Source organism: Xylanibacter ruminicola Ga6B6 (assembly GCF_000687715.1).
Taxonomy (GTDB): Bacteria; Bacteroidota; Bacteroidia; order Bacteroidales; family Bacteroidaceae; genus Prevotella; species Prevotella ruminicola_B.
Map to the genome: position 1 here is coordinate 25,531 of NZ_JHXD01000024.1, position 19,689 is coordinate 45,219.

A 19,689-nucleotide genomic window follows, 5' to 3' on the forward strand; every position below is an offset into this window, starting at 1 on the left:
TAGGAGTAAGCTAAATTATCTAACTTTGCAATATCAAAAAATAATCGAATGTCTAACAAAAAAAATAGAAAGGGTACAATTATGAAGAAGCTCTACACAACACTGATGATCGCGATGATGGGATTGATGACACTGTCGTTCACCTCTTGCGAAACCGATGAGGAAATCGCCTACGATCTCGAAGGCACATGGCGTGGTAACATGTCGATAGCCGATGCTTATGGCGAGTCGTATGTTGATTCAGAAATCACATTCCTGCGATACTCAAACTCTTACACTGAGGGTAATGGTCTCTGGGCCGATTATTATGGACCACGTGACTACGAGGTATATCGTTTCGAGTGGTATGTTGATTTTGGTACCATTTATATCCGCTTCGAAGATGGCGCTCGTGTAGAAATCCGTAGCTACTCTTTGAACTCAAATCGATTCCGTGGCCGCTTCTGGGATGGCGACAAGGAAGTAAGCTTCGAGCTGCGTAACTCTACTCGTAAATACGACTACGACTACAACTGGGGTGGCAGTCACTATCGCACCCGCAGTGCAGACGATGCCACCGAGGCTCGCCCCACACATCCCCGCATCAAGTAAATGCATTTTTCCCCTAATACTAACCCCGCTTTACTATCATAGTAGAGCGGGGTTAGTGTTTGGGTAAATTTGAGGTATCTGGGATATCAATCTAAGCGGGTGATGACAGGCATTGTCCACTCGTTATGGGCGATACGATCCACTGGGTTGTAGATACGGAAGATGAGATGGAAGTCGTCTGCTGGAGCAGGCAGCCAGTTATCGGGATGGTCTGTATCCGGTTCGTGCGAAACATAAATGTCGAGTGAGCCATCATCATTGCGCTTCCAGTTGTCGCGGTCTGTGATATTATAGCGATTCTGCTCATTGCCGTACAGGAAGTTGTCTTCGCCATAGAGAGTCACACTCCAGAAACCGTAAGGTTTTGTTTCTGGCCAGTTGTCAGAAGTTATATGCAGACGATAGCGATGATTGCCATTAAGGTGCTGTCCATTGGCATCCACGTTGGCACGTGGGTAAACGGCTACGCTTACAGGATTGGCTGCGAGGGCTGCCACAGCAATAAGAGCACGATAATAGTATTCGGTACCGAACTCTGCAATAGGTTCGCCATAGAACTGCCAAGAGCCATTGGGCTTAACAAACTGCTGACTGTGTGGCGTTGTGATAGCGATAATATTGGTTACGAGGTTTTTCCACAATGTCTCTGCCTCACTGCCGAAGATAGAAGCATCGAACTTCAGACCTGGGCCTACGTTGATACGCTTCAGGTCGGCCAACCATTCGGCATCTTCTTTTGCTGGCGGATTGGTGAGCATCAGCTCATTGGCGCGAGCAAAGAATTTGTCCATAGGCATAGTCATGATGTAGTCCACAGGAGCTTTAAAGTCGTAATCAGGGTTGTAGGTTCCCTTACCTTTATATTCTGCGCCGGTAGTTACAAAGTCGTTCAGCATATAGGTGCGCATCTCGTCCTGTATGGCATGTACGTTGTCCAGGTCATCCTTACCCTTACAAACAGTACGCAGCAGCATCCACACATGGTCGGTAGGGCTGGCGATATGAGTCATGTTGTCTGGAACGTCGCCTTTGAATTTGGGGCCTGTAAAACAGTAGTAGCCATATTCACCCTCGATATCGGTGGCTACAGGAGCTGCTATGCAGTTGCTCCAGGCATCAAGAATCTGAGCCAGACAGAAACGATCGGTGTGTGGCAGGCGCAACACGAGTGCATCTCCTGAGAGGTCCATCATCACCTGTGTGTAGTTAGTGTCCACGTTAGGTGTCACCACCTCCTTGGTATTGGCGTTGGCCAGCACGCGGGCGTGAATCAGACGGTTGGCTGGTGCCTGCTGACCAACGGGATCAACCACGTTAGTCATATGGATATAGGTGGCATCCATAAGCATCAGCGGCAGTGCATAGACGTAGGCTCGCTCAAGCAAATCGGCCTTCTCGGCATCGGTTAGATTTTTTGACGCATTAGCGGGATTGTCGGAATAGGTATTGCATCCTGTGGCGACAAAGATTGCAAGCAGCATCATGGCTGCTGTAGCAAGGTTGTGAATTAGTTTTGTTTTCATACTAAATAAATTTGATTTATAGTGATATTTTGTTTATGGCGGCAAAGATAATCATTAATTAAATATTCACCAAACATTTTGCAAAATATTTTCAGTTTTATTTATTTTCTCATCAACTTGATATACCATTCCTCATTAGGGGAATGGCCACAATAATGTTTGCCGTCACCTCCCAAATCCCATTGCTCAACGATTTCCCATTGACGAGTAGGGAGAAGGTCGTATTCTCCTGATATAATAACGGTGGCTTCTTTACGACGAAATTTACGATGGCTAATTTTCTTACCTCGTTTCTGAGACTTACAGCAACACCAAGTGCATACTGGTGTCTTTTTTCTACTTTTACCCATAATGCTTGTAATGTTATGAGAGGTCACATACTCTTGATGCGCCACTCGGTTAAACATTACGAGGCAGAGGATTCTTTCAATAGTTTCATATCTTCAATATTTGAATTTTGCTGCAAAAATAAGCATTAATAAAATATCTTCCAAACTTTTCCGACTTTTTCTTGCTGAATTGATTTTTTCTTTGTAATTTTGTCGCTGCATTGTGGCATTTGCCTGGATTGGCCTTGTGCTTATTGATGGCAATAACCAATCTCTAATGTGAGTGCGGGCTTCATTGCATGACATGAGATTAATAAACCAGATTGCATAACAGATTTTAAGCTCCAACTAAGCATGAAGAATCTATATTTTAGCAAAACGGTCAGCTATAGACGTGTCCAAAAACAAGGAGGGTGCAGCTATGAGTAGTGCCGTAATCATAAAAGAACTTCTCTGCAAGTTACAGACTCTTGTGGGCCTGATCAATGACTTGCGTAGTAACCTTATTAGGCTGCTGCGTGAGCATAGGAACTATGGACTGGTTTGGGAGGATAAATCAGAAGATGTCTTGTGCAGTGCTCATTAGCTCATGTAAATAGATAATTGTTGGTTTTAGTGCAGGATTTGAATATGAATATAAGTTATGCAGCTGGGCAACGAATTACTGTTCGTGGTGAGGATTTCCTTATCACCAGTGTAGAAAGAGATATAAATGATGTTTATTTGCTACATGTCACAGGTATCAGTGAATTGGTGAAGAACCACCATTTCATATTTGATACGAGCATTGACACTGACATTGAGATCGTCAGCCCTTCCAATACTCTGCTTGTGGCAGATAAGGATCCACGTTGGCGTAAAACACGTCTTCTTATCGAAACTGCGATTAGAAGTAATGCCTTCTTCTCGCATAAGATAACGGTAGCTCAAGGTGGCGCCTATGATATCGCAGAATATCAGATGGAACCTACCTTGAAGGCTATGGAACTGCCTCGCCCACGATTGCTTATAGCTGATGGCGTAGGTCTTGGTAAGACTATCGAAGTAGGTATATTCCTGAGTGAGATGATACGTCGTGGTCGTGGCAAACGAATCCTCGTTTGTGCTTTGAAGAGTATTCTAGCCCAGTTCCAGGAAGAAATCTGGAATCGTTTTGCCATTCCTCTCGTTCGTTTGGATAGTGTCGGAGTCGCAAAGATTCAGAGTGAGATTCCAATGAATAAGAATCCCTTTGACTACTACGACAAAACCATTATCTCTATTGATACGCTGAAAAACAATGGCCGTTTTCGTGCATGGCTTGAAAAGACTCATTGGGATATTATCGTCATTGATGAGTGCCATAAGGTTGCCAACGAGGACAGCTTACGTGGTGACTTGGCTCAGTTCCTTGCTCAGAAGTGTGATTCGATGATCCTAACTTCCGCAACACCACACAATGGAAGTGCTGAATCTTTCGCAAATCTTATGCGAATGCTCGATCCTATTTCCATTCCTCGCAATGGTGAATACACCCAGGAAGATGTTAAGCCATACTACGTCCGTCGATTTAAGAAAGATATCGATGACGATAAAATTCGTGGCCAGTTTCAGGATCGTAAGGTTATCAGTATTTCTGTTGACCTTCATCCTGAAGAAGAAAAGTTCCTTAAAGTGCAGCATACTAAGTTCCGTTCTGTCAACAAAGAAGACGGAACAGACCCACTGTTCTCTTTGTCACTTTTCAAGAGCTACCTTTCATCTCCATACGCTGCAAAGGCTTCACTTGAAGAACGCATCAAGAAAGATGACAGCATAGAGATTAAGGAGCTGCTTGATTTGGTAAACAGTAATATCAATCTTGGTATCGATACCCGTTATGTCGCTTTCCGTGAGAAGCTGAAAGAGATTTGGAAGAAGAATCCCAAAGAACGTGTTGTCATCTTCACGGAGCGTATTGCCACCATGAAATTCCTTGAGGAGATTATCAAAAAGGAATTCAAACTGAATGAAGATCAAGTAAAGCGTTTTGATGGCTCACTTACTGATACTGAACAGGAAGAGATGGTCAACGATTTCGCTAAGGAAGATAGCAAAATCCGTGTATTCATTTCCAGTGATTCTGGTTCTCAGGGTGTAAACCTCCATTATTTCTGCCATATCATGTTTAACTATGATATACCCTGGAGCCTTATCACCCTCGAACAGCGTAATGGTCGTATCGACCGCTATGGACAGAAACAAACGCCCATCATTTACTATCTTGTTGCCCAAGGTCAGGATGCTGACCTACGCACCGACTTCCGTATCATCGATAAGCTGCGTGACAAGGAACAAGAGGTTCACGACACTTTGGGCGATGCCATGAGTGTGATGGAGCTTTATAATAGCAAGAAAGAGGAAGATGAAGTGGCAGAAGCCTTGAAGAAAGGTGACGAAGAGTTCCTTCAGCCTGGCCGTCGCCAGCGCAGAGGGTTTGGGCGTCCTGACATCGTGGCAACTACTCCAGCCAAGGAACACCTCTCAGATAAGATCTTTGAGCCTAAACTATCACTGTATCAGACAGACGAGTCTTTCTACCGTGACCTATTCAATGAACTTGAAGCTATCGACTCCATTCGTCACGGCGATGTTAGCTGGAAAGAAGGTGATGTTCCTTACGTTGAAGTCAAAAACAATGCTGAGTTAAGCGATGTACTGTTCGATATGCCTCGTGAAGCTGTGCCTTTAGATAACATTTTCCGCCTGTGTGCAGATAAACCAACATTGAATAAGTCGATAGCAGCATCCCGCAAGAGCAAAGATGGTGGTTGGAGCAAGTTCTTACCTTTGTATGACCTCCATCCCATTATTCAGTATCTGCTTACTAAGTTTACGGCTTCAGTTCCTAAGAACCAGGCATTTGTTGTTAAGGGTGAACAGTTACCTAAGGGAATGAGCTACTATTTGTTCTATGGCAGTCATGCCAATGGATTAGGACAGACGCTAGTTAGCAAGTTCTTTGTGGTTCCTCTCGATAAAGAGGGTGCTATCCGTGAACAGCCCGTATCATTGGACGAGTTCTTGAATAAATATCCTATCACAGAAGGCTTCCTACAGGGAGTCCAAGAGGCTGATGTCGAGATCTTGCAGTGCAATCTGTCGAGTGCCGTATCTAAAGGCAACGAGATGTACATGATGCAAAAGCAGTTTGATGTGGCCGTCAAGATGGAAGAACAACTGACAGAATACAAAAAGAAGCTCGATAAATGGACAAATGATGCCGAAACGCTTTTTGGGGGTGAGGATGTAATTCTTACACGTCGCAATCGTGATAAACAGATAGAAGAGATACACACTATTCGCGACGAGTCGAGTCAGTTTTATCAAGATATGTTCTCACTAGACAAGGCAGATCCATACATGCGCCTGCTGGCAGTTTTTTATAATTTCTAACAGATTAAACAAGCAATTCTATGACTGACAATATAAAATATCGTTTCATCCAAAACGTAGGTGATTATTTCCCTTCTGGATATTTTGGTGAGGATTTTCTGGACAAAGTGCAAAAGTGTTCTGGCCTGTCTAATGACGAGGTTAAGGCTCTTTGTTCTCCTTTTGTTCGACTCCAGCATGACTATGACGAATATAAGAATTTCATCATCAATAATAATCCGCGTACAGAGGATGCCATCAAAAAGACCCATGACTTCAATACTCAACTGTTGAAGATACTGGGTTATGAAACTGGTCATGCTTACCAGGAACATTGTATCGTTAATGAAGATTCTGACCCCATCGAGATGATTCCTGTGCGTCATATTCTTCGCCAAGGTCAGCAGGTGAAGATGTTCGTCATGGAGATGCAGAATCTGATAGCCATTAATGATCAAGAACCTGCAGGACTCTTTGAACAGCAGTATGAAAGTGAGCCGGACCGCAATACCAAACAACAGAAATATTCTGCTCGCCAGTGGCGATTTGTTTTTGAACTGCCTGATGGATATAAGATATCTCCAGCCATTATCAATAAGGCTATTACCCAGATATTCTTACTGCCAGAAGACCGCCGTCCACATTTCATTCTGATGATGGCAGGTAATATGGTATTCCTGTTTGATAAAGACAAATGGGTTAAAGGCAGCTATCTGCAGTTCTCGCTCGACGAACTCTTTGCTCAGGCTCGTGTTCCTGCTTTTAAGAACTACTATGCTTTGTTCCACATGTTGGTAAGCAAGCAAACACTGGCAGCTGAGGGCGAAATGGTATTGATGGACACCATCATCGAGGAAAGCTACAAAAATGCCTACGAGGTCACAAAGGATTTGAAGGAAGGAGTCATTCTTGCAGTAGAGACTTTAGCTAATGAAGCTCTGCACTACATGAAGAATGTGGTGAATCGCCCTTTTGGCAAATACAATAAAGAAACGGATACTTATGACGAAACCGATGATGACTTCGAGTCAGAGGTCAAGGATGACTGTCTAACCATCATTTATCGTCTGCTCTTCCTTTTCTATGCAGAGAGTCGTGAAGAGTTGGAAATACTTCCAGTTGGCGATGAGGTATATAAGCGAGGCTATTCACTGGAATCCCTTCGCGATTTAGAGATGGTACGTCTCAACTCTCAGGAAAGTCGCGACGGATATTTCTTCGATGACAGCATCCATCATTTGTTCAACCTGTTGTCTGATGGTCACAATGCTACATTATCTGGATATTATAAGAGTTTCCGAGTTCGTCCTATCGACTCACCATTGTTCAATAACAAAAATTTGAAACATCTGGCTGATGTACGTATCCGTAATATCAAGTGGCAGGAAATTATCAAAGCCCTCTCACTCTCTAAAAAGAAAAACTACTGTGGTCGCATCAGCTATGCCAATCTGGGTGTAAACCAGTTGGGTAGTGTATATGAAAGTCTGCTTGCATTCCGTGGCTTCTATGCAGAGGAAGACTATATCGAGGTACACAAGGCGAATGATCCTTCAGATGGTACATTCTTGGTTCCCTACAGCCGTATGGGCGACTTTGATATTTCAGAAGTACTATGCAATCGGGAAACTGGTGAACCCGTTATTCTGCCCAAGGGTACTTTCGTTTATCGACTGAATGGACGTGATCGTCAGAAGTCAGCAAGTTACTACACACCAGAAGTACTGACGCGCAGCACGGTTAAATATACCTTGAAGGCTATCATCGATGATGTAGCTGCCAATAAGCGCAAGGCCACAGAACTTCTTGATCTGAAAATCTTGGAACCAGCCATGGGTGCTGCCGCCTTCCAGAACGAAGTCATCAATCAGTTGGCTGAGGCCTATCTTACCCATCAGCAGCGACAGCAGCGTGAACGTGGATTAAAGAACTGGCGCATTCAACCTGACAAATATCGCGATGAACTTCAAAGAGTCAAGGCATTTATTGCCACCCACAATGTCTATGGTGTTGACTTGAACCCCACGGCTATCGAGTTAGGTAAGCTTTCTTTGTGGCTCAATGTGATTCACAAGGATATGGAACCCCCCTTCTTTGCAAACCGTCTTGCTGTCGGTAATGCTGTTATTGGCGCTTGGCTGAAGGTGTATAGCAAAGATGACGTGAAAGGAATCTTTGAGAGGCAAGGCCGTCCGCTAAAGCAGAACAAATGGTGGGAAAAAGCTCCTCATAAGATAAAGTTCTTCTCCAACCGAGTGAACCGTTCTGTCAACGATGTCTATCACTTCCTACTTCCTGATGCCAATATGCTTGGTGTGCGAAGTATCAAAGAACAGAAACAGGCTCATCCTAATGAGTTTGCTCGCATGACGCTTATCCTGAAGGATTGGACAGCGCCTATCACCGAATATGATTTCCAGACGCTCCAGCGATTGTCTGGTAAAATTGATATATTGTTGAAAGAGTATTATACTGATCAAATCTCTATCGACAAATACACCAACAATCGTAATGAGGTATGGGATGGTATTGACCATTCTGACAGCGAATCAATGTTTAAGGAAGAAGAGCAGGCAGAGAGCTATGCTCGCAAGCAGCAACTCTTTGATACCCGCTATGGACATAACAATGCCTATCGCAAATTGAAACTGGCGATGGATTACTGGTGCTCGTTGTGGTTCTGGGAGTATAAAGATGCTGAGAGTATTCCTACCCGTGAGGAATATTGGGCAGACATAGAGGCATTGCTCGATGTAGATAACGACAAACTTGATAATCGTACTCGTCAAGCCTTGGAACGTGCTGATATGGTATGTGAAGATGAGCCTGAGTACAATCGTATTTCAGAGGATGAAGCACAGATTGTAGCCAAGACGCAAGAGGAAATACTCACCGAAGCTCAAGGTAATACTTCTTTGTTCTCTGATGAAGATCCACAGCGCTTTAAGATAGTCTGTCGTTTGTCTGAGCGTTATCGTTTCTTCCATCCCATGCTGGAATTCATTGAAGTATTCTGGCTCCGTGATGGATTTGACATCATATGCGGTAATCCACCTTGGATTAAACTTGAGTTTAATGAGAAAGATGTTATTTCTGATAAATATCCAGAAGTAGCTATCCGTAATGTTAGTTCTCCAATAATTCGTCAGCGTATTGAAGATTTTATGCGAGACTCCTCAATGGAGAAGTTGTATATTAGTGAACAGAATGAACAGGCATGTAGTACTATTTTTCTTAATGCCTTTTGTAATTATCCTTTACTTATAGGGCAAAAAACAAACTTATACAAATGTGTTTTGTCCAACTGCATGGAAATGGCTTCTCCTGCAAATGGATACATTGGAATCTTGTGTCCTGAAGGAGTATATGACGATCCTAAGGGACAACCTTTACGAAAAGTTCTATACAAAAGATTAAGATATCATTTTCAATACGTTAATGCACTTCTGTTGTTTGCTGAAATTGATTGGCATACAAAATACGGCTGTCATATTTTAGGAAGTGTACAAGAGAGCGCGGACTTTATAAATATATATAATTTGTATCACCCCAGCACAATAGACGGCTGTCTAAATCATGATGGGCATGGTATTTGTGGTGGAATAAAAGATGGTGAAGGAAAGTGGAATACTAAGCCACACCGTGATCGAATTGTCCATTTTACAAACAGAGAAATAGAACTTTTATCAAATACTTTTGAGGATGGAACTACAAAAGATTGCGCAAAATTGATTAGTCTGCACTCACAGTTAATTATAAATGTTATAGAAAAAATTTCTGAATATCCATCACATGTTAAAGATATTGCAAATATTGTTACAACGTGCTTTGATGAAAGTGGCGCTCAGAGAGAAAGAATTACAAAACGTGAAACGTGTTACACGGATGGTGATGATTATAAATTTATTTATAGTGGGCCACATTTTCATGTTGCAAATCCTATATATCAAACCCCTAAAACTGTATGCGATACTAACAGATCTTATGATAGTATCAGCCTGCTACAATTGAGTGCAGATTATGTTCCTCGAACAAATTACATCCCATTGCGACCTATAGAAGAATATAAACAATTGATAAAAGGATTCCAAAAGGGTCAAGATGATAAAGGCCAACCATTGTATGATAGCTGGATGGATTATTATAAGTTGGGCTTCAGAGCAATGCTCAGCATTGAAGGTGAACGATCGTTGATATGTGCTGTTTTGCGCAGCAAAACAGCACATATCAACGGTGTTATCTCCGCTGCATTTAACAGCGGAGATAACACCGTGGATATGGCTGCGCTTTGTTCCTCAATTGTTATGGATTTCTATGTTAAGATTATTGCGATGCAAAATTTGAATCCTAGAAGAATTCAATATTTTCCAATAAATGTAGAACAAAAATATCAATCAGCACTCTATTCTCGTACACTCATGCTCAACTGCCTCACGAAACACTATGCTGTCCTGTGGGGTGAAGTCTGGCGTGACGATTTCTGTAGCCAAACATGGAGTATAGATGATAATCGTCTGCATCCTTTTTCTACATTAACAGAGAAATGGTCATGGGATACTCCACTTCGCAACTACTTCGAGCGTCGTCAGGCATTAGTGGAAATTGATGTATTATCTGCTATGGCTTTGGGAATGAGTTTACAAGATTTGGAGATGATATATACCATTCAGTTCCCTGTGCTTCAACAGAATGAGAATGATACTTGGTATGATGCCGAAGGTAAGATTGTCTTTACCTGTTCCAAAGGTCTTGTTGGAGTAGGTCTTGACCGAAAGCGCAACAACAGTACTGGTATGCTTGGATGGGAGGATATTCGTGGTGAACAGATAGACGAAAATACCTATGCAGGTACATCACCCACTCATACCCACACCATCGACCCAGCCAAGAGCGAACTCTATAGTGGCCAGCAACAAACCTTCGTAGCACCATACACCCGCTGCGACCGCATCGCCGACTATCGTACCGCCTGGGCACATTTCGAAAAAGTATTTGCAGACAAATAAAAAGTTATAAGGATATGGCACTACCAATTAATATTGAAGATTTGCTGAACAAGCGGAAAGTAGAAGGGAACAGGATTGAGTTCAAAAAAGGCTGGAACCCTGCTGAAATCTATCATAGTATCTGCGCTTTCGCTAACGACTTCGACAACCTCGGAGGCGGTTATATACTCGTGGGAGTCGAAGAGAATGAATACGGTATCGCCAAAAGACCTGTACCTGGCATCAATATTGAGGCTGTGGACGGAATCATGAAAAAGATGGTTGGGTTTAATAATATGTTCGACCCATACTATCTGCCACGAACCTCGGTTGAAGAGGTTGATGGGCAGCAGGTGCTGGTGATTTGGGCACCATCAGGTGTGAACCGTCCGTATGCTATCCCAGTGGATGTAACGGCAAAGGAGAAAAAGATGAAGTATTACATCCGAAGTGGTTCAAGCAGCATTGTTGCCAAGGGTGAAGTACTGGATGAACTGAGAGACATGGCCAACCGTGTGCCGTTCGACGAGCGTCCGAATCCAGAAATCACTATGAGTGATATCTCTATGGTATTGTTACGTGATTATTTGGCCACCATTGGCAGCAAACTGGAAGCTTCACTCTTCACGCAGCCATTGGCAGATACGCTGGAGCAGATGGAACTGTTGACTGGCCCGACAGAGAACCGTATGATTAAGAACGTAGCGGGAATGATGTTCTGCGAACGTCCTGAGAAGTTCTTCCCTTATACGCAGATTGATGTTGTGACATTTCCAGAAGGAAAACTGAAGAATCCACAGAACTTCACAGAAAAGACGTTCAAAGGAAGTGTGCCACAGATTATCAAGCAGACGATGGACTATCTGGAAACTAACATTCTTTATGAGACGGTTCAGAAAGTGTCTGGCAAGCAGGAAGCTGATCGATTCTGGAACTATCCTTATGATGCTATAGAAGAAGCTGTTGTCAATTCGATGTATCATAGAGACTATCAGCAACATGAACCCGTAGAGATTACCATTGAGCCTGATGGTATCACCATTCTCAACTGTCCCGGGCCTGACCGTAGCATTCCTATGTCGGCTATCGAAAAAGGTGATAGTTTGAAGAGTCGTCGTTATCGGAACCGCAGGTTGGGTGACTTCTTGAAAGAGTTGGATTTGACGGAGGGCCGTTCAACAGGAGTACCCACCATTCAGGAGAAACTGGCTGCCAATGGTTCTCCCCGTGCCACTTTCGAGACGACAGAAGATCGTCTGACATTCCTTATCCACATCCCGACTCATGCAGGTTGTGATAACAAACCTGCTACGGAAACAACTACGGAAACAACTACGGAGAAAACTACGGAAACAACTACGGAAACAACTACGGAAACAATCATTAGACTGATGAGAGAGAACCCTCAAATTACCAATAAGGAACTGGCTGCAGCTTGTGGTATCACAGAAGATGGTGTTTATTGGAATACAAAAAAACTGAAAAAGAATAACATCGTCCGGCGTGTTGGAGGTAAGTTTGGTGGACATTGGGAGGTCTTAACATAGTGTAGCCAGCTTCTAAGCTGCTTCTTGCCATACTCCAGGCTGCTTCTAAGCTTACTCATGAGAGTGGCTACAGTTTGAGAAGAGCGAGAGGAAAGCGAGGCTGAAGGCTGTTACAAAGGCAAAGAAACATCAAATGAGTAAACTTAAATAAAGAAAAAATGTCTGAGATTACCAATAGCATAGATATGGAGTCCGTCAAGCAATGGACTGACAAGCAGATTGTTGAGTACCTCAAAGAGTTTTGGGGAGTAGATGAATTCGTCTTTGAGTGTTTCATGTCGAATATCCCTTTGTTTACGACTAACAAAGAGAAATATAATGGTTCTCTTTCCAAATTTAGAACCATAAAAGGTGGCAAAGCAATATCTTATCCTGATATTGTCGCTAAAAAGTATATTTATTATAACATTAAGAGGGATTCATATATTAGAATACCTAAAGGTTGGCATAGAATAGAGCTAAAGTTGGCAGAACGCAAACTACGTTTGAAATCTGACAACATGTTCTTAATGTTACCTGTGTATAAAAACATAGACGCTTCTATCAATGCTGACACAAAGAGATTGATTCCCTCCAAAATGTCAAAGTCTTCTGATAGTAAAATAAAAGCAGAAACGGGATACAAGAAGCAATCTTTAGAAAATGACCCGAGGATAAAAGTCTTACAGTCTAAGTGGGGAAAAAGTATTTTTAGACTCGTTGGCGTTTATACGTGCAAGGATGGGAATTATTCTATTGAATGCGTGCGAAAGATTAATTTTTCAAGATTAGAAGATGCACCTATTAGTTTGACACTTGACCGTCCTATAGCAACCTTCAAAAATGGAGATTGTATCGAATTTACATGGAAGTTTAAAGACGCTAATGGAACTGAGATAACAATAGACAAGCCCATAAAGGCTGTCGTTCCACAGGAAATTATAACTCGATTATATAAGGATGCCATATCTAATGAAGGAAGAAGTACGGATTTGGCGTTACATGGAATAGAGAACAATCGCATCAATATTAGCGGACAAGATAGGAATACATTTATTTATGAATTGCTACAAAATGCAAATGACTACCCTCAAAGGGACTCAAATGGTAATAAAATACCAGTGCACGTAGAGTTTGAGTTTGAAGGAGATTATCTGTATTTCAGACATACGGGAGCCAAATTCACTGTTCAAAATGTACTTGGTATTTGCGGAATAGGTGAAAAGGAAAAAATCGATAATATAGAAACGATTGGATATAAAGGTGTAGGTTTTAAAAATGTCTTTATTGACTGTGATTATGTTTATATCAAAACGGGAGATTATTCCTTTAGATTTGACAAGTCAAAAATTGAAAGGAGTGCGGTCTCATTTGAAACAACCCCTATATGGACAACAGGAATTCCAGTTGCCCTTCGCTCATCTTTTGAAAAGAATAAGGATTACAATGTGCAAATAGCTCTTAAGCCAAGAGATAAATCTATAATACATTTAGCAAAGGATGGATATATAGATCGATTCTTAGAGGCTTTTAGTGATCCCAGGATCATCATCTTTATTCCATGGATAGACAGTGTAACTGTGAAGATTCCTGGTCGCGAAAATATTGAATGCACAAGAAAAGGCAACGAGGGCGAGTGGGTCGTTTCAAATCCCAATGATCTTAAGTCAGAAATAGCTCCAGAGATTAAAACGAAAATCGCAGAATTAATAGATTCTCATAAGGGCAGAATGCCTGAGAAGTTTAAATTCAAGACAGAAACATCAGTATCATTCGCTTGTAAAGTAGCCAACAAAGCCCTGCTAACGGTTGATAACTCTCGCATTTATTGTTATCTTCCAACGAAAGATTCATGGGGGTTTAAGTTCCTGATGAATACAGATATGATTCCTACAGGGCCTCGTGATGGTATTGAACAGCAAGAGTATTGGAACATAGAGTATTCAGAAATAGCAGGACGTGCTTTTTTCAAATGGATAAAACAATTGCTTGAGCACGGGTATGATTATGATTCTGTGTTCTCTTTAATTCCAGATTTTAAAACTTGTAAAATTGGCCGAAATGAAGAGCATGTTAACATGATTAGCCGTTTCCAAAAAGGATTTGAGGAATGTATAAATACAGAGCCATTGGTTCCCGTATGTGGAGCGAATAATACAATTGAATATGCGTGCATTAAAAACATTATTCTAGATAATACGAGTGTTACAGGGAATGACGTTTTTGAGGATCGTGTTTTTCTTTCGTTCACTAATATGAATGGACAATTGCCTCATCCGTCATTAAGAAAAAGCTCTAATTTCAAAAAAGTATTATCGCTTTATGGTGAGAATAGTCTTAGATTTGAGAAATCGAATCTGATTGGCTTATTCCAAAACGATGATTTTATAAAATGGCTTAAGGATGATAATAATAATGCCCAATGGATTAATTACTTTATAGATAAATATCCTAATGATTATAGTGATCTGCCAATGTTTATTGGTGAACATGACAAATCTGAACTATTCAAGGTTGGTGAACTGTATTACAATATAGATGAAGCCTTAGAATATCTGTCTGCTTTTGCTGATATACTACCTAGATTGTCGAAAAATACAAGAGTAAAATGCAAATTGCTGGAGAAGGAGGAGAATATAGCAAAGTTTAGGCATTATAGTGCAAAAGATCTCATCAATAATTTCTTGTATAGTGAAGCAAATACAGCAGCAACTCAAGAGACTCTTACAGATAAGGACAAATCTGTTAGTTTTGTTACTTACATTGCTATTAACAAAGTTGATGCGAAAAATTTAATCAACAAGATTCCTTTAGTTGATATTGAGGAAAAATTGATTCCAACAGACACTTCCTTAAATCTTAGGGAACTATTCTTTAACTCTCCATATGTAAGTAATATCAGAAAGGAGAGTTGGTTCTGTTATGATTGGGTTACCATTCTTCATGATGACTATTATACCAATTCTGATGTTAAAGTATATCTGAAATTATACAATATTTCAGAATTAGACGACAAATACATCATCAACGAAGTGCTAGCGGACGGCAATTGTTGGGATGACATAAAAAAGAAAATAGGCGACTCTATTGATATAAGCAAATCGTTCATTAATTATCTCTTCATCCATAAAGATGACATAAAAGGCATTATTGAGGAAAGTGATTCTCTTGAAAAGAAAAGCATTAGCTACAATCGTTTCTCAAGATATGGACTTTTCTTTGAAGATGGTAATGGTAATGTGAATTACTATTCAGCCTCGGATGAAAAAGTTTTTAATCAAATCAATGACAAGTATCTTCATTATGATTGGTTTGATAAATCCTGGATGTCACATATCTCTGACGATTATTATAAAGATCTTGATGAAACGGGAAAGAAAGAAATGGTATCTTTCTTTAAACGTTATTTCGGCCTTTTTGACCTAACCGATGGATTTTTTAAATATTTAGTAAAAAGACATATCTTAGAGATAAACGAGTCGATAAAGAAAGGCAATGAGATTAATTTGTCATTTTGGAATTTCTTAGGGGAATACCAATGGGATAATAATAACAAGGAAGCGGAAATATTTAGAAATTCTCCTATGCTGATACTTGGAGAGGATCTCCCCATTGTTATCTCTGAACGAGTAAATCGATTCTTCTATAATGAAGAACTTGAAGAAATGAATGATAGCTCGTGGATGCCACAAAATCATCTCACCATTCTGTCAAATGAATATGATGAAAATCAGAAGTTGAGAAGTCTATTCGGCCTATTTGGATTTAAGACTTATGACCCTCAAAAGTTTAGCAATTTTTTTGAGGATATCATTGTCGATCAGTCTATACCTACTGTTATCCCAGAAATAGTTAACGTGACAAAGTTCAAAGTATTACTAGATACTAAGGAAAGATGCGTAGATTTTCACAACTTTATGAGTAAGAAATATACGCTTCTTAATGATATAGATAAAGTATTATTAAACGGAGCTCCAATTTATGTGTATGGTAAAGATGAACCAAGAAGATTAAACCTAAGTAATAATTGTTTCATCTTGGGTAATGACAAATTTGGTGTCCTAAATAAATGTGCATCAGGATTACTTCCAGAAATAAATGCTATTGATTCTGCATTTATCACAGAAGGGAACCTTGCCTATTGGAATGATGTTCAAAGGAGCATTATATTGGATGACGAAGCTCTTTGCTGCTGGATAGAAAAGAATGCAGCCACCCTAGGACAGACGATTCAAGATAGAGAAAAGAATATTCTATTCTGGTCATGGCTATTCGACAACGGCATTAAGGCTCAAGCAAAGATTAGCCGTTTGAAAGTTCTTCCCATTATCTCTTACTCGACAAGAAATGAAACAAACGAAGAATCTGCGCCAACCATGACATGTTTATCCACAGCAGAGATTTATATGTCTAATTCATACATGGGGCAGGCCCAAATAGAAGATTTTGCTAGAAATCATGGAAAAAATACGTTTGTTAGTTCAGCATATATTAGAGATAATGATAATGTTGAAGAATGGAGACGCTTCTTCAAAAATTTAGGTGTTAAGGATGATGTTAAAGAGGTCATTTACAGTATCATCAAGCATGACCTTCCTACACTTAAAGATAAGCAGCTGCCTTGGGTTTTGGTCGATCAGTACAGTAATGAACTAGCAGATAAGGACACATTTGATTCACTTGCTACAAAGCTAAAAGAACTTCAAGTCGAAACCACCACAAGTGGAGTCTTTGTGCCAATTGCAAATGCTCTAAGGATAACAGTTGATAACTATTCACAGAAGGAACCATTCAAAATGGTCAAACTAGTTGGTGAAATATCACGCGATTATTACCAAGATGAGAGCATCAGGAATCTTATCATTAAGATAGCGGATTCAGCGGGTACAAAGAAAATTACGGAACTTCAACAATGGATAGATGCGAAAGTAGACCAATTTATCTTAATTCAAAATGCTAATAATAATCTCATTCAAAAGGATGATCATCTCGCTTTCTTTAAGGAAATGTTGAATCATTCAGATTATACTATAAAACGAAAGAGTGAGATTAAACTATACGATAGAGGTGGTGATTTAACGAAATCTGAAGATTTATATCTGGGCTCAAAGTATGAGTGCAAATGTGATTTTGAAAGATTTGGCATCTCTAAAAAATATATTAGTAATGTTTACCTGAAATATGGTGGTATAAAAGAAGTCTCTCAATTGTTATTGAACATGGGATGTCAGGATAGATTTAAAGATATTAGTGTCGATATCCAACATCTGAAATTTAAAAAATTTTCCATCTATTTTTGGTGTCTTTACGTCGGTTCAAAAGATCCAGAGATTATCTCTACCATTAATGCTATGGTCAAGAAAGGCGTCTTAAATGATGTTGAGTGTATACCATCTCAGAGTGGGGCTATGAAAAAAGCATCTGATTTGTATGCTTCTTCATTGAAAGACTATATGAAATACATCCCCAACTATGATGATAAGGTTATTGACGAGGGTATGCAATCATCAGAGCCTTTCGATGAGTTGTGTAAACAATGTAAGAATAGCTTATCTTTGAGTGACATCATACAATTTTTGATAAATTCAGAACCAGATAATTCAAAACGGTCCAATGCTTTACGATGGCTTCTCGACGATAGCTCGGAAGATAAACCAACTTGGGTGGCAACTTATCTCTCACAAAAAAATGCGAATTGGAAGAACGGACAAGGAGGGACGAGTCATGTATCAAGTTTGATAGCAATTGATCCGAACAAGTGTAATCAGGCATACGTATTTAAATCTTCACCAAGGGTTATTGATATTTCATTTTTCCCAAAGGGGAAAGAGTTAGAAGTATGTAAAATGTTCAATATACCTGTATACACCGATGATGACTTAAAGCCTACCCCAAAAACTTCATTAGAAGGAAGTCAGACAACAATTGTGATTTATGAAATATATCGTCGTCTACTATTGATAATAGCATATAGATATAAAAACGAATGGTCGGAAAGATTTGAGTTTATGAAGCAAAAGATGCAAGATGTAAAATTCTTCCTCTGTGAATCTATAAGCTATGGTTTCTATGACCTATCCATAGATAATGAAGATTTCTATTTTGATCAAAGCAATAAAACATTCTACTATGTAGATAGCTGGCAAGATAAGAAGGTATATGAGTCGTTCGTGAAAAAACTTTGCGAATATCTAAGTATGGATTTAGATTATCGTGAATGTAAAAGCAAATTAGATGAGAATTATAAAGGAGAAAAAGTGGTCGATTATCTGAATCAAAATTGCAGAGACCTTTATGATGACGAGAATTTTATTTCTTTATTAAAAAAATATTGGAAGGATATATTTGGACTTCTTGATATCAAGGATGAAAAAGAGCCTGAGATTGTTGTGGAAAGACCTATTGAAGAGGTTAAGCCTAAGTATTTTGAAAATGAATTGAAGGATCTGCAAAAAGAAAGGCAACAAGAAGAATCTCAGGTAGAGCAGAAAGAAAATACTTTAGAAGGCAACAATTCTGGATCTTCCGTTGGTAGCCAAGAAAACGCTGCATCGCCATCACAGGAATCAGCAACAAGTGGACATAATAACTCAACAAATAATGATCAAGCTTCCAGTAATACTCAATCTACAGGTGGCAACTCAGGAGGCGGCAATTCATCAGCAGGCTCTCAATTTACTAATAGTCAGCGCAATAGCCAGCGCGATTGGACAAAACGTTATGAGCCAAAGGTAAAAACAAAGGAAGAAATTGAAAAATTAAAATATGATGCTTCAGCGAAGAGTTTCTCAACGAAAGAACCCGATGAGAATGAAATTAATGCTGTTAATAAGATTTTAGGCGCTGGGCTTTCTGCCGAAGAGATTGTTACAACAAACTATCTTGCCCAGTTAAGATTTTGGGAAGACTTGCAAAACAGAGGTTATGAAATTGCAAACACATCACAGGCTGATTTTCTGCGGGATGTCAAAGAGGATAAAGATTATGATCTAACAGATGGAAAATATATACATAGGTGTTATGCTTAGATAAAACGGAGCATGTTCCCCCACTAAAAACGGTCAAATCCGTTCAGTTCTGGAGCTGAAAAAGGCCTAAAACGGGCCTAAAAAACGGAGCATATCCGTTCAATTTGGCAATAATCGACAGAAAAACGGAGTAAATCCGTTCACCTGTAAAGCCAATTAGGCGAAAGCAAGCGGGAGCGACCTGAAAACGGAGCATGTCCGTTCACTTCCCAAAATACAAAAGCCTGATATTCAGCTCCAAGCGACTTAAAAACGGAGCAAATCCGTTCACATTTGTCACCTGCGACAAAAACGGACCATATCCGTTCACTTGT

Annotated in this window: 7 protein-coding genes; 5 read left to right on the forward strand and 2 right to left on the reverse strand. The window is 40.2% G+C overall.

The genetic code is table 11. From position 1 onward, the window contains the following. Positions 1-81: 81 nt before the first annotated feature. Positions 82-591, forward strand: a complete 510-nt coding sequence (locus T500_RS16525; RefSeq protein WP_155267543.1) for a lipocalin family protein — start codon at positions 82-84, stop codon at positions 589-591. A gap of 86 nt (positions 592-677) precedes the next feature. Here the strand turns inward: T500_RS16525 and T500_RS0112565 are convergent, their stop codons facing one another. Beyond that, positions 678-2,114 (reverse strand): DUF1254 domain-containing protein, encoded by a 1,437-nt coding sequence (locus T500_RS0112565; protein ID WP_080694890.1) that lies wholly within the window; start codon positions 2,112-2,114, stop codon positions 678-680. Between the two features lie 101 nt (positions 2,115-2,215). Further along, positions 2,216-2,464, reverse strand: a complete 249-nt coding sequence (locus T500_RS16720) for a hypothetical protein (RefSeq protein ID WP_073048059.1) — start codon at positions 2,462-2,464, stop codon at positions 2,216-2,218. Positions 2,465-3,403: 939 nt separating this feature from the next. Between T500_RS16720 and T500_RS0112580 the strand changes: the two genes are divergently transcribed. The 4 genes from T500_RS0112580 to T500_RS0112595 all read left to right on the forward strand — a co-directional run bounded on the left by T500_RS0112580 (position 3,404) and on the right by T500_RS0112595 (position 19,375). Beyond that, positions 3,404-5,857: a helicase-related protein gene (locus T500_RS0112580; protein ID WP_230580910.1), complete on the forward strand. Its 2,454-nt coding sequence runs from the start codon at positions 3,404-3,406 to the stop codon at positions 5,855-5,857. 20 nt (positions 5,858-5,877) lie between these two features. Then, complete coding sequence (locus tag T500_RS0112585) at positions 5,878-10,842, forward strand: Eco57I restriction-modification methylase domain-containing protein (RefSeq protein ID WP_028908411.1); 4,965 nt, start codon at positions 5,878-5,880, stop codon at positions 10,840-10,842. Between the two features lie 14 nt (positions 10,843-10,856). Next, positions 10,857-12,368 (forward strand): RNA-binding domain-containing protein, encoded by a 1,512-nt coding sequence (locus tag T500_RS0112590; protein WP_028908412.1) that lies wholly within the window; start codon positions 10,857-10,859, stop codon positions 12,366-12,368. A 158-nt stretch (positions 12,369-12,526) separates the two neighbouring features. Then, the gene (locus tag T500_RS0112595) at positions 12,527-19,375 is read left to right on the forward strand and encodes a sacsin N-terminal ATP-binding-like domain-containing protein (RefSeq protein ID WP_155267544.1); all 6,849 of its coding nucleotides are present in this window, start codon (positions 12,527-12,529) and stop codon (positions 19,373-19,375) included. Positions 19,376-19,689 lie beyond the last annotated feature (314 nt).

Excerpts from the sequence above, each read along its gene's own strand:
- T500_RS16525 (WP_155267543.1), top strand. The coding sequence starts at position 82 with ATGAAGAAGCTCTACACAACACTGATGATCGCGATGATGGGATTGATG.
- T500_RS0112565 (WP_080694890.1), bottom strand. The coding sequence starts at position 2,114 with ATGAAAACAAAACTAATTCACAACCTTGCTACAGCAGCCATGATGCTG.
- T500_RS16720 (WP_073048059.1), bottom strand. The coding sequence starts at position 2,464 with ATGGGTAAAAGTAGAAAAAAGACACCAGTATGCACTTGGTGTTGCTGT.
- T500_RS0112580 (WP_230580910.1), top strand. The coding sequence starts at position 3,404 with ATGGAACCTACCTTGAAGGCTATGGAACTGCCTCGCCCACGATTGCTT.
- T500_RS0112585 (WP_028908411.1), top strand. The coding sequence starts at position 5,878 with ATGACTGACAATATAAAATATCGTTTCATCCAAAACGTAGGTGATTAT.
- T500_RS0112590 (WP_028908412.1), top strand. The coding sequence starts at position 10,857 with ATGGCACTACCAATTAATATTGAAGATTTGCTGAACAAGCGGAAAGTA.
- T500_RS0112595 (WP_155267544.1), top strand. The coding sequence starts at position 12,527 with ATGTCTGAGATTACCAATAGCATAGATATGGAGTCCGTCAAGCAATGG.